The 12187-nt window shown below is 71.4% G+C and carries 11 protein-coding genes; 8 read left to right on the top strand and 3 right to left on the bottom strand.

The features are described 5' to 3' along the window. Positions 1-12 precede the first annotated feature (12 nt). The 4 genes from zwf to eda all read left to right on the top strand — a co-directional run bounded on the left by zwf (position 13) and on the right by eda (position 5229). Positions 13-1479, top strand: coding sequence for a glucose-6-phosphate dehydrogenase (gene zwf, locus ACWDRB_RS07010; protein ID WP_449892178.1), 1467 nt, complete (start codon positions 13-15; stop codon positions 1477-1479). Positions 1480-1520: 41 nt separating this feature from the next. Next, a complete protein-coding gene (gene edd / locus ACWDRB_RS07005; protein ID WP_449892177.1) occupies positions 1521-3464 on the top strand; it encodes a phosphogluconate dehydratase in 1944 nt (647 codons plus the stop codon). A 112-nt stretch (positions 3465-3576) separates the two neighbouring features. Further along, on the top strand, positions 3577-4542 hold the full coding sequence (glk, locus tag ACWDRB_RS07000) for a glucokinase (protein WP_449892176.1): 966 nt from the start codon (positions 3577-3579) through the stop codon (positions 4540-4542). A gap of 75 nt (positions 4543-4617) precedes the next feature. Continuing rightward, positions 4618-5229 (top strand): bifunctional 4-hydroxy-2-oxoglutarate aldolase/2-dehydro-3-deoxy-phosphogluconate aldolase, encoded by a 612-nt coding sequence (gene eda, locus ACWDRB_RS06995; RefSeq protein ID WP_350726894.1) that lies wholly within the window; start codon positions 4618-4620, stop codon positions 5227-5229. Between the two features lie 44 nt (positions 5230-5273). Here the strand turns inward: eda and ACWDRB_RS06990 are convergent, their stop codons facing one another. The 3 genes from ACWDRB_RS06990 to iscB all read right to left on the bottom strand — a co-directional run bounded on the left by ACWDRB_RS06990 (position 5274) and on the right by iscB (position 7535). After that, positions 5274-6182, bottom strand: a complete 909-nt coding sequence (locus tag ACWDRB_RS06990) for a LysR family transcriptional regulator (protein ID WP_449892175.1) — start codon at positions 6180-6182, stop codon at positions 5274-5276. A gap of 100 nt (positions 6183-6282) precedes the next feature. Then, the gene (locus ACWDRB_RS06985; RefSeq protein WP_449892174.1) at positions 6283-6777 is read right to left on the bottom strand and encodes a hypothetical protein; all 495 of its coding nucleotides are present in this window, start codon (positions 6775-6777) and stop codon (positions 6283-6285) included. After that, on the bottom strand, positions 6774-7535 hold the full coding sequence (gene iscB, locus ACWDRB_RS06980) for an RNA-guided endonuclease IscB (protein ID WP_449892173.1): 762 nt from the start codon (positions 7533-7535) through the stop codon (positions 6774-6776). The genes ACWDRB_RS06985 and iscB overlap by 4 nt, the downstream gene beginning before the upstream one ends. A 204-nt stretch (positions 7536-7739) precedes the next feature. On the opposite strand from iscB, the gene ACWDRB_RS06975 reads away from it, so the two are divergent. The 4 genes from ACWDRB_RS06975 to ACWDRB_RS06960 are packed head-to-tail and all read left to right on the top strand — an operon-like array spanning position 7740 to position 12169. Further along, a complete protein-coding gene (locus ACWDRB_RS06975) occupies positions 7740-8600 on the top strand; it encodes an FAD binding domain-containing protein (RefSeq protein WP_397369902.1) in 861 nt (286 codons plus the stop codon). A gap of 1 nt (position 8601) precedes the next feature. Next, positions 8602-9096, top strand: a complete 495-nt coding sequence (locus ACWDRB_RS06970; protein ID WP_350726890.1) for a (2Fe-2S)-binding protein — start codon at positions 8602-8604, stop codon at positions 9094-9096. Beyond that, positions 9093-11441, top strand: coding sequence for an aerobic carbon-monoxide dehydrogenase large subunit (locus ACWDRB_RS06965; protein WP_449892172.1), 2349 nt, complete (start codon positions 9093-9095; stop codon positions 11439-11441). The genes ACWDRB_RS06970 and ACWDRB_RS06965 overlap by 4 nt, the downstream gene beginning before the upstream one ends. Then, complete coding sequence (locus ACWDRB_RS06960; RefSeq protein WP_449892171.1) at positions 11438-12169, top strand: XdhC family protein; 732 nt, start codon at positions 11438-11440, stop codon at positions 12167-12169. The genes ACWDRB_RS06965 and ACWDRB_RS06960 overlap by 4 nt, the downstream gene beginning before the upstream one ends. Positions 12170-12187 lie beyond the last annotated feature (18 nt).

Here is a 12187-nt window from a genome sequence, read left to right as displayed (position 1 = left end):
ACCGTGTCCCCCGTGTCGACAACCAGCCCCGCCCACACCGCCGACCTCGTCGTCTTCGGCGGCACCGGCGACCTGTCCATGCGCAAACTGCTCCCGGCGCTCTACCACAGCGACAGGGACGGCAGGCTCTCCCCGGAGACCCGCGTCATCGCCATGTCCAGGGGCGGCCTGACCGACGCCGACTTCCGCGGCAAGGTGGACGCCGAGGTACGCGACCAGGTCCCGATCGACGACCCCGCCATGTGGCAGCGCTTCCTCGGCCGCCTGCACCACGTGTCGGTCGACGTCGGGGGTGCCGACAAGTCGGGCTGGGGGGCGCTGAGCAGGCTGCTGGCCGGGCACGAGCAGCGCGACCGGGTCTTCTACCTCGCCAGCCCGCCCCGCACCTTCGGCCCCTTCTGCCGCGAGCTGGAGGAGGCCGGGCTGGTCACGCCGCTCTCGCGCGTGGTGCTGGAGAAGCCGCTGGGCCACGACCTGCCGAGCGCGCAGCGGATCAACGACGAGGTCGGCGCCATCTTCGACGAGCGCCAGATCTTCCGCATCGACCACTACCTGGGCAAGGAGACCGTCCAGAACCTGCTGGTCCTGCGCTTCGCCAACGCCTTCCTCGAGCCGATCTGGAACTCCCTGTGGATCGACCACGTCCAGATCACCGCCGCCGAGACCGTCGGCACGCCGGGCCGGCGCGGCTACTACGACCACGCGGGCGCGCTGCGCGACATGGTGCAGAACCACCTGCTCCAGCTCCTCACGCTGACCGCGATGGAGCCGCCGGCCCGCAACGACCGTGAGGCCATCCGCGACGAGAAGGTCAAGGTCCTGCAGGCGCTGCGCCCGATCACGGGCACGGAGGTCGACCGCTTCACCGTGCGGGGCCAGTACACCGAGACCGACGGGATGCCGGGCTACCTCGACGAGCCCGCCTCCACGCCGCCGACGGACGCCTCGCGGCGGGTGGAGACGTTCACCGCGATCCGGGCCGAGATCAAGAACTGGCGATGGGCGGGGGTGCCGTTCTACCTGCGGACCGGCAAGCGGATGCCGTACCGCAGGTCGGAGATCGTGGTGCAGTTCAAGGACGTGCCGCACTCCATCTTCCCCGGTGGCACGCCGAACCGCCTGGTGCTGCGCCTGCAGCCGGAAGAGGGCATCGAGCTGCACATCATGGCCAAGGAGCCGGGCGCGGGCGAGGTGACGCTGAAGCCGGTGCCGATGTCCCTGAGCTTCGGCAAGACGTTTACGGCGCGGGTGCCGGAGGCGTACGAGCGGCTGCTGACGGACGTGCTGGCCGGGAACCCGACGCTGTTCATGCGGCGTGACGAGGTGGAGGCGGCCTGGCGCTGGATCGACCCGATCCTGTCGACCTGGGAGTCGTCCGGAGACCTGCCCGAGCCCTACCCCGCCGGGACCACCGGTCCCGCCGGAGCCCACGAACTGCTCGGCCGCAGCGGTCGCGAGTGGCACGAGGAGGACGTGTGAACAATCGATTCCGGGTTCATGGACCCGACGAAGGAGGCACCGTGAACCCCGTCATCCAGGACGTCACCGACCGCATCGCCGAGCGGAGCGCCACCAGCCGGGCCGCGTACCTGGCGCGCATCCGGCGCGACGGCGAGGCCGCCAGGGCGAAGGGCCCGGCCCGCGCCCACCTCGGCTGCGCGAACCTGGCGCACGGCTTCGCCGGTGCGCCCGCCGACGACAAGCTCGCGCTACGCGGTGCCGCCAAGCCGGGCGTGGCCATCGTGACGAGTTACAACGACATGCTCTCGGCGCACCAGCCATACGAGACGTACCCGCCGGAGCTGAAGGCCGCGGTGCGCAAGGCCGGCGGCGTGGCGCAGGTGGCGGGCGGCGTGCCCGCGATGTGCGACGGCATCACGCAGGGGCGGCCCGGCATGGAGCTGTCCCTCTACAGCCGCGACGTGATCGCGATGGCCGCGGCGATCGCGTTGTCGCACGACATGTTCGACGCGTCGCTGCTGCTGGGTGTGTGCGACAAGATCGTGCCCGGCCTGTTCATCGGGGCGCTGCACTTCGGGCACCTGCCCGCGATCTTCGTCCCGGCCGGGCCGATGACCTCGGGCCTGCCGAACAAGGTCAAGGCGCGCACCCGCCAGCTCTTCGCCGAGGGCAAGGTGGGCCGCGACGAGCTGCTCGACGCCGAGGCGAAGTCGTACCACTCCCCCGGCACCTGCACCTTCTACGGCACCGCCAACTCCAACCAGGCGCTGATGGAGGTCATGGGCCTGCACCTGCCCGGCTCGACCTTCGTCAACCCGCACACCGAGCTGCGCCACGCCCTCACCGAGGCGGCCGGGCGCCGCGCGGTGGAGATCACCGCGCACGGCTCGGAGTACACGCCGATCGGCGAGCTGGTCGACGAGAAGGCCATCGTGAACGCCTGCGTCGCCCTGCTGGCCACCGGCGGGTCCACGAACCACACGATCCACCTGGTCGCCATGGCCGCCGCCGCGGGCATCGTGCTGACCTGGGACGACTTCGCCCGCCTGTCGGGGGTCGTGCCGTCCCTCACCAAGATCTACCCGAACGGTCAGGCGGACGTGAACCACTTCCGCGACGCCGGCGGCATGCAGGTCCTCATCGGTGACCTGCTGGACGAGGGCCTGCTGCACGGGGACGTCATGACCGTGGCCGGCCACGGCCTCGACCGCTACCGTGAGGCTCCCGAGCTGGTGGACGGCGAGCTGGTGTGGGCGCCGGTCACCGGCGGCAGCTCCGACCTGGACGTGCTGCGGCCGGTCGCGGCGCCGTTCTCGGCGGACGGCGGCATCCACATGCTGTCGGGCAACCTGGGCCGGGCCGTCTCCAAGGTCTCGGCGGTCAAGCAGGAGCACCTGGTGATCGAGGCGCCGGCGAAGGTGTTCGACGACCAGCTGGAGCTGCTGCGGGCGTTCGAGGCGGGCGAGCTGGACGGGCAGGACTTCGTGGCGGTCATCCGCTACCAGGGTCCGAGCGCGAACGGCATGCCCGAGCTGCACAAGCTCACGCCGCCGCTGGCCGTGCTGCTCGACAGGGGTCAGCGGGTCGCGATCGTCACGGACGGCCGCATGTCCGGCGCGTCCGGGAAGGTGCCCGCGGCCATCCACCTGTCGCCCGAGGCCGCCGACGGCGGGCCGATCGCCCTGGTGCGGGACGGCGACATGATCAGGCTGGACTCGACGGCGGGGACGCTGGAGCTGCAGGTGCCCGCCGAGGAGCTGTCCCGCCGCCTGCCGGAGGGCCGCCCGCTGAGCGACGCGCAGTGGGTGGGGACCGGGCGCGAGCTGTTCGCGGCCTTCCGCCGGATGGCGGGCCACGCGGAGCAGGGCGCCGGGATCTTCGGCCTCAGCGGCGCCGAGTCGCCCGACCACGGCCCCGGCCTGGGCTTCCTCGCCGAGGCCGGCGCCTCGCACCTGGAGACGGGCGCCCCGGTCGGCGCCCAGCACGCCGGGCTGGCGAGGTGACGGTTCAGAAGTCGATGGCTCGCCGTCCCGTCTGGGACGGCGAGAGCGTTCGTGGGATCCTTCGGTTCATGGCGAGCGATCTTGACGCCGCCCTGGACGCCGGAGGTATGTGGTGAATGCCTTTGACCTTCCGTGGCTGGTCGCCGACATCGGCGGGACCAACGCCCGGTTCGGCCTGGTCACCTCGTCGGGAGCGCGGCCGGCCAACGTAGCGGTCCTGGCGGGGTCCGACTACCCGACCCTCCCCGAAGCCGTAGCCGCCTATCTCGCGGAACACGCGGGCGGAGTGCGACCGGGGGCGGCGTGCCTGGCCCTGGCCGGGCCGATCGACGGCGACCGCTACCGGCTCACGAACTCGGCGTGGGCCGGGTCCGTACGGGATCTCGGCGTGCCGTACGCGGCGCTGCTCAACGACTTCGAGGCGCTGGCGGTGTCGCTGCCGCACCTGGAGGGCGACGACCTGGTCTCGCTGGGCGGCCCCGAGCCGGGTCACGGGGTCAAGGCCGTGCTGGGGCCGGGGACCGGCCTCGGCGTGGGCGGGCTGGTGCCCGCGGAGCACGGCTGGACCCCGATCCCGGGCGAGGGCGGGCACGTCACGGTGCCCGTGGTGGACCGGCGGGAGCTGGAGATCGTCCAGGTCCTGCAGTCGCAGGGGTTGCCGCACGTGGTGGCCGAGCACGTGCTGTCCGGGCCTGGGCTGGTCCGGCTGCACCGGGCACTCGCCCAGGTGAACGGCGTCGCCGCCCCCGACCTGACCGCCTCGGACATCGTGGCCCGGCTGGACGACTCGCTGTGCGCGGAGACGGTGGAGGTGTTCTGCGGGATGCTGGGCAGCTTCGCCGGGAACGTGGCCCTGACCCTCGGCGCGAGGGGCGGGGTGTATCTGGGCGGCGGAGTGCTCCCCCGTATCGTGGAACGCGTGCGCACCAGCAGCTTCCGGGCCCGCTTCGCCGAAAATCCGGACATGGCCCACTACCTGGAGGCCATCGGCACCGCGCTGATCGTCGCTCCGCAGCCGGCGCTGACGGGCGCGGCGGCCTGGCTGGCCCAGCGCGCCCGCCGGGAACTGGTGGGATGACCGCGCGGACTTGTCTGGGCGGACCTGTACGTGACTAGACGGCCGTCAACGGGCCGACGAGGAGAAGAAGAACCCATGAGCCTGCTCGATCTCGCCCCGGTGATCCCCGTCGTGGTGATCGACGACGTGGAGAGCGCCGTGCCGATGGCCAGGGCGCTGGTCGCCGGCGGCCTGCCGGCCATCGAGGTGACCCTGCGGACCCCGGCCGCGCGCGAGGCCATCGCCCGGATCGCGGCCGAGGTGCCCGAGGCGACCGTGGGCGCGGGGACCATCCGCAGCTCGGAGGACATCGCGGCGTCGGTGGCCGCCGGGGCTCGGTTCCTGGTCTCGCCGGGGACGACCCTGTCGCTGGTCGAGGCGATGGATTCGAGCGGCGTCCCGTACCTGCCGGGGGCGGCCACCGTGTCCGAGGTGATGGCGCTGGTCGAGCGGGGGGTCAAGGAGCTGAAGTTCTTCCCCGCCGAGGCCGCGGGCGGCATCCCCTACCTCAAGGCGCTGGCCGGGCCGCTGCCGGACGTGCGCTTCTGCCCGACGGGCGGGATCCGGGTGAACACGGCGGCCGACTATCTCGCGCTGCCGAACGTGGGCTGTGTCGGCGGCACCTGGCTGACCCCGGCCGACGCGCTGGCCACCGGCGACTGGGGCCGCGTCGAGAAGCTCGCCTCGGAGGCCGCGGCCCTGCGCTGAGTGCGGCGACGACGGGCCGGTGGCTCTGGAGGCTGCGGTAGACCTCAGCTCCAGATCGACACGTGGATCGGGGGGCGGAAGCGGCTGCGGGGGATGCCGTCGTCCGGGGTGCGCATGACCTGGGTCGCGGCCGGGGTGGTGAGGAAGTCCAGGAACGTGCCCGCGGCCACCGACCGGTTCGGCGGTTCCAGGGTCGTGGCGTACCAGTACGCGGCCAGCGGGGTCGCGGCGGTCTCGACGGCCACCAGTTCGCCCCTGCGTAACTGGGACGCCACCAGGTGGGCCGTGGCGGGCGCCATGCCGGAGCCCTCGGCGGCGGCCTTCCAGGCGGCCGTCTGGTTCGCGAAGACCCGCACCTGGGACTCCGGGACCCGCAGCAGCCGCAGCAACCGGCTCGTGTCGCTCAGGGGGTCCGTACCGGAGGGGCCCACCAGCCATTGGTCGCGGCGGCCGCGGGGCGAGCCGACCACGATGAGGCGGCAGCGCAGGACCGGGCGGCTCACCAGGCCCTCGCCGCTCACCTGGGCCCCGAGCGCGACGTCGGCCAGGCGGCTGGACAGCAGGAGCGAGATCTCGGCCGTGGCCGCCACGCCGGTGGTGGCGTCCACCGACTTGCGCTGCGTGAAGAGGCAGACGAGCGGCCCGGCGACGTACTCGGCAACGATAGCGTCCATGACCACGTGCAGGCGGGCGGGGTGGCCGGGTCGGACGGCCGCGACCGCCTCGGCGCCGAGGGCCACGATCTGGGAGGCAATGCCGAGAAGGCGCCGACCTCCCTCCGTGAGCACCATGCGGTCCCCCGATCGGATCAGCAGCGGGTCGCCGAGGTGCCTGCGGAGCTGGGCCAGCGACTGGGAGACCGCGGGCTCGCTGACTCCCAGGGTCCGCGCCGCGGCCTTGACCGAGCCGAGGCGTGCGACGAAAACAAACGCGCCGAGCTGGCTGAGCGTCATCGGACCTTTTCCAGGGATAATTCGGCCTTCAGGCCGAAATGGAAACAGATTTCCGGGTAGCGCGACCCGGAAAGACGGCTCGCCGCCGGGCGAAGCTCCGTCAGGGCGCGCACCGGCGTTCTTCCTTCTTCAGCACGTAGGCGTAACCATCCGCTCGCTGGAGCCGGCGGAGATGCTTGTGCGAGGTCTTGACGGGGCCGGTCGGGGTCTGAACAGTGTGGCTACCGGATGTGCGGACGGCGACCCTGCCGATGTGGGTTCCGACGTGCTTGCCCTTCGGCACGATGGCGCGCACGAGATCCCCAGTCTGGTAGCCGAAGATCTGCTTGATGCGGGGCATACGCAGGCGGGGAAGCCCGAACCTGTCAGAGCGAGTCCGGCAGTACGTGCCTCTGCCGGTGGCAACGGCGACCAGCACCCGGCTCGGCCAGGACGCGACGCGGTCGAGTTCGCCCACGCGGAGCGCATCCAAGGTGTGGGACTTGGGTGTGTCGGTGCGGAATCGGTTCCACTTCGTGCGCCCGCCGCTGCCGCAGCACACCGGCAGGCCGGTCGCCGTCAGCGTCCGGTACAGCGCCCAGCGAGTGGCGTTCACCGCGGCGGCATCCCGCAGCGGCGTCTTGGCCTGGCTGAGCAGTCGCGCCAGGACCGCTGGGCGGCCAAGCGCCGTAGCCGTGCCACCCAGCTCATCGCAGTGTCCACGCGATGCTGAAGGCTCGGGGCCAGCCAACCCAGCGGCCGGGTGCGGTTGACGAACCTAGGAGCGCGGTAGCGCAGGTTGGCCGTACGGCGACGTCTGCGAAAGGCTGCTCGGGCCGTGAGCCTGTCGCGGATCTTGCCACCGCGGTGGTCGAGCTGGATGCCATACAAGCCGTGCCTGGTCCCGCGATCGCTACGGAACACAGCAATGCCGGTGTACCGGCTGCCAGGATCGATACCGACCTCCGCGCCCTCGACCTCCGACTGTTCAGCAGTGCGGTCTTTCAACCGGATGACGAACGGGGTGTACCGAGCGACCACCGCCCGCCCCGACATCAGTAGCTTGCGGGCGCGAGATGGATGACAGGGATCAAGCGGCGTGCCGTCCGATGCCAGGACGAACACGCGGGGTGCGCTCTCACGACCGCAGGCTCCGCTTGCACGGGTGACGCCCTCGCCGCCAGGTGAAGCGGCGTGGGTCTCCCCTCGACCATGTTGGACACTCCGCTGCCCGAAGGCGTCCGCGCCCCGTTTCGTCCCTGCTCCAGGGTTGTCTGCTGACGCGGATTCCAGGGTCCGCCGCTGAGGAAGCACAGCGGAGTGGATCTGCTGACGTGTGTCCAACGTAGCCACCAAGGTCACCTCCTTGTGCATGATGACTGAGTCTGGTCACTCCGGCCCGCCCCGTTCAACGAGGCAAGCCCCGACCTTCAGGTCAGGGAGCGAGTGACTCCCCCTTCATAGTTCTCGCGCCTAGATTAACTTGACTTGGCTCTTTCTGATGATCGAAAGCAGAGAGATTAAGGAATCCCTTATTTGCGGATTGTCGGGACAAATCGGTGCTAGCAATGTGCAGTCATGCAGGTTCCCGCGAGATTCGAATACGAGAGAGCGGACAGCGTGCCGCACGCGCTCGAACTGCTGGCGCGCTACGGCCCCGAGGCCAGGATCGTCGCAGGTGGGCACAGCCTCATCCCGATGATGAAGCTGCGCCTGGCCCAGCCGGAGGCGTTGATCGACATCAACGGGCTGGCCGAGCTGGGGCGGATCGCCGTCGAGGGTGACGAACTGGCCATTGGCGCGCTGGTACGGCACACAGAGCTGCTGGACAGCACCACCGCCACCGACCTTTTCCCGATATTTCGGGATGCGGAGCGAGTTATTGCCGACCCGATAGTGAGAAATCGGGGGACCGTTGGCGGGTCGCTGTGCCAGGGCGACCCTTCCGAGGATTTGTCCGCCGTGTTCTCGGCGCTGCGGGCGCGGGCGGTCATCCAGGGCGCGGGCGGTCAGCGTACCGTGCCGATCAGGGACTTCCACCACGGCCCGTACGAGACCGCCGTCGGGCCGGGCGAGCTGCTGGTGCAGCTGCGCGTACCGGTCACGGCGGGCACGGGCAGCGCGTACGAGAAGGTCGAGCGGCGCGTGGGCGACTGGCCGGTGGCCGCGGCCGGAGCGGTCGTCACCGTCCGGGACGGCGTGATCGCGCGGGCGGGCATCGGGCTGACCGCGGTCGGCGCCGAGCACTTCTGCGCCCCCGAGGCCGAGAGCTACCTCGAAGGCAGGCCGCCCGGCGGGGAGGCGTTCGCGGAGGCGGGCCGGATCGCCGCCGAGCACTGCGACCCCCACGCCGACCAGCGCGGCCCCGCCGACTACAAGCGCCACCTGGCCGCCGAGCTGACCCGGCGCGCGCTGGTCAGAGCCGCAGGGAGGATCTGACATGCGCATCACGGTCTCGGTGAACGGGCAGCCGTACACCAGAGAGGTCGAGCCCAGGCTGCTCCTCGTGCACTTCCTGCGCGACGAGCTGGGCCTGACCGGCACTCACTGGGGCTGCGACACCTCCAACTGCGGGGTCTGCACGGTGCGGCTCGACGGCGTGCCGGTCAAGTCGTGCACGGTGCTGGCGGTGATGGCCGACGGCCACGAGGTCACCACCGTGGAGGGCCTGGAACGGGACGGGGAGCTGGACGCGGTGCAGAAGGGGTTCGTGGAGTGTCATGGGCTGCAGTGCGGGTTCTGCACGCCCGGCATGCTGCTCACCGCACGCGCGCTGCTCGACCGCGTGCCCGACCCCGACGAGGGTCAGATCCGCGAGGCGATCTCGGGCCAGCTGTGCCGCTGCACCGGCTACGAGAACATCGTTCGGTCCATCAGGTGGGCGGCCCAGGCGAGTCTGAATGTCGCCGAGTCCGCGACGGAGGCGAAATCATGAGCTACGGACGCATGCACCGCAAGGAGGACGCCCGCTTCATCAGGGGCCGCGGCAACTACACCGACGACGTACGGCTGCCCGGCATGCTGTACGGCGCCGTGCTGCGCAGCCCGCACGCCCACGCCAGGATCGTCTCCATCGACACGAGCGCCGCCGAGGCCCACCCGAAGGTCAAGGCCGTCATCACCGGGCAGACCCTGGCCGGGCTCGGCCTCGCCTGGATGCCGACGCTCTCGCAGGACACCCAGGCGGTGCTGGCCACGGACAAGGTGCGCTTCCAGGGCCAGGAGGTGGCCTTCGTGGTGGCCGAGGACGCCTACTCGGCCCGCGACGCGCTGGAGCTCATCGACGTCGAGTACGACCCCCTCGACGCGGTCATCGACGCCAGGAAGGCCCTCGACCCGGACGCGCCGGTCATCCGGGACGACCTCGAAGGGCGTACCGGCAATCACATCTTCGACTGGGAGGCCGGCGACCGCGCCCGCACCGACGCCCTCTTCGAGCAGGCGGAGGTGACGGTCGCCCAGGACCTGCTCTACCCGCGCGTGCACCCGGCGCCGCTGGAGACGTGCGGCGCGCTCGCGGACTTCGACAGGGTCACCGGCAAGCTGACCGTCTGGTGCCCCACGCAGGCGCCGCACGCCCACCGGACGCTGTACGCGATGGTGGCCGGGCTGCCCGAGCACAAGATCCGGGTGATCTCCCCGGACATCGGCGGCGGTTTCGGCGGAAAAGTCGGGATATATCCCGGCTACGTGTGCGCGATCGTCGGCTCGATCGTCACCGGCAAGCCGGTCAAATGGATGGAGGACCGCTCCGAGAACCTCATGAGCACCGCCTTCGCCCGCGACTACCACATGCGCGGCGAAGTGGCGGCGACGCGTGACGGCAGGATCCAGGCGATCAGGGTCAAGGTGCTGGCCGACCACGGCGCGTTCAACGGCACGGCCCAGCCGACCAAGTTCCCGGCCGGGTTCTTCCACGTCTTCTCCGGCTCGTACGACATCGAGGCCGCCCACTGCGAGGTCACCGGCGTCTACACGAACAAGGCCCCCGGCGGCGTCGCCTACGCCTGCTCCTTCCGCGTCACCGAGGCCGTCTACCTGGTCGAGCGCATGATCGACGTACTGGCCGCCGAGCTGGACCTCGACCCGGCCGAGCTGCGGATGCGCAACCTGCTCAGACCCGAGCAGTTCCCCTACCACTCCCCCACCGGCTGGGAGTACGACTCCGGCGACTACCCCAGGGCGCTGCGCCTGGCCATGGACATGGCCGGCTACGACAAGCTCCGCGCCGAGCAGGCCGACAAGCGGGCCAGGGGCGAGCTGATGGGCATCGGCGTCAGCTTCTTCACCGAGGCCGTCGGGGCGGGCCCGCGCAAGCACATGGACATCCTCGGCCTGGGCATGGCCGACGGCGCCGAGCTGCGCGTGCACCCGACGGGCAAGGCCGTGCTGCGGGTCTCGTGCCAGTCGCAGGGCCAGGGGCACGAGACCACGTTCGCCCAGATCGTCGGGCAGGAGCTGGGCATCCCGGCCGACGACGTGGAGGTGGTGCACGGCGACACCGACCAGACGCCGTTCGGGCTGGGCACGTACGGCTCGCGCTCCACCCCCGTCTCGGGCGCGGCCACCGCCATCGTGGCCAGGAAGGTGCGCGACCGCGCCAAGATCGTGGCGGCGGCCATGCTGGAGGCCGCGCCGGACGACCTGGAGTGGGCCGACGGCAGGTGGTCGGTGGTGGGCGACCCGTCCGCAGGTAAGTCGATGGCCGAGATCGCGCTGGCCGCGCACTCCAACCTGGAGCTGCCGGAAGGCGTCGAGGGCCACCTGGACGCGGCCACCGTCTACAACCCGCCCAACCTCACCTACCCGTTCGGCGCCTACATCTGCGTCGTCGACGTCGATCCGGGGACGGGGCAGGTGAAGGTGCGCAGGTTCGTGGCGGTGGACGACTGCGGCGTGCGGATCAACCCCATGATCGTCGAGGGGCAGATCCACGGCGGGCTGGCCGACGGGGTGGGGATGGCGCTCATGCAGGTGATGGCGTTCGACGAGGACGGCAACCACCTGGGGGCGTCGTTCATGGACTACCTGCTGCCGACCTCGATGGAGTGCCCGTCGTGGGAGCTGGGCGAGACCGTGACGCCCTCGCCGACGCACCCGATCGGGGCCAAGGGCGTGGGCGAGTCGGCCACCGTCGGCTCTCCCGCGGCCGTGGTCAACGCCGTGGTGGACGCGCTCAAGCCGTACGGTGTGCGGCACGCCGACATGCCGCTCACCCCGGCGAACGTCTGGCGCGTCGTCAACGGCGACCCGTTCCGCACGGACCTGGCCATCCCGTGAGCGACTTTCTCGGCATGCCGACGTCCCGGCCGCGCCCGGCCGCCGACCTGGACGCCCGGGTCGCGCGGCTGCGGTCGGGGCGGGAGCCGTACGTGCTGGCCACGGTCGTGCGGGCGCAGCGGCCGACCAGCGCGAAGGCGGGCGACCGCGCGCTGGTGCTGCCGGACGGGACGATCGAGGGGTTCGTCGGCGGGGTCTGCGCCACCGACACCGTCCGGGCGCAGGGCCTGCGGCTGCTCGAACTCCGGCGCGCGGCACGGACCACGCTGCTGCGGATCACGCCGGAGGCGGGCGAGCCGCACGAGGAGGAGGGCCTGATCGCCGTGGGCCAGCCGTGCCTGTCCGGCGGCACGCTGGAGATCTTCCTGGAGGCCGTGCTGCCTCCCGTGCTGATCCACGTGTACGGCGACAGCCCCATCGCCCGGGCCTTCGCCGCCGTCGGCCAGGCGCTGGGGTACCAGATCGAGACCGGCCCCGGGGTCGCCGCCGACGCCGACGCCGTCCTGGTGGCCTCGCACGGGGTCGGCGAGGAGCCGATCCTGCGTGACGCGCTGGCCAAGGGCGTCCCGTACGTCGGGCTGATCGCCAGCCGCAGGCGCGGCACGGCGGTGCTGGCGCGCGTGGAGGGAGGCGAGCGCGTACGGGTTCCGGCGGGTCTGGACATAGGTGCCAGAACGCCCGGTGAAGTGGCCGTTTCCGTGTACGCCGAGATCATCAGCCTGCGTTAACGGGCGGCAGCCGGGTAC

The sequence above is a fragment of the Nonomuraea sp. NPDC003707 genome, from assembly GCF_053587055.1.
The sequence above is the reverse complement of the archived record's forward strand: the minus strand, read 5'-3'. Positions and strand labels throughout refer to the sequence as shown.

Coding starts and splice junctions, on each gene's coding strand:
- eda (WP_350726894.1), top strand. CDS start 4,618: ATGAGCCTGCTCGATCTCGCCCCGGTGATCCCCGTCGTGGTGATCGAC.
- ACWDRB_RS06990 (WP_449892175.1), bottom strand. CDS start 6,182: ATGACGCTCAGCCAGCTCGGCGCGTTTGTTTTCGTCGCACGCCTCGGC.
- iscB (WP_449892173.1), bottom strand. CDS start 7,535: ATGCACAAGGAGGTGACCTTGGTGGCTACGTTGGACACACGTCAGCAG.
- ACWDRB_RS06975 (WP_397369902.1), top strand. CDS start 7,740: ATGCAGGTTCCCGCGAGATTCGAATACGAGAGAGCGGACAGCGTGCCG.
- ACWDRB_RS06965 (WP_449892172.1), top strand. CDS start 9,093: ATGAGCTACGGACGCATGCACCGCAAGGAGGACGCCCGCTTCATCAGG.
- ACWDRB_RS06970 (WP_350726890.1), top strand. CDS start 8,602: ATGCGCATCACGGTCTCGGTGAACGGGCAGCCGTACACCAGAGAGGTC.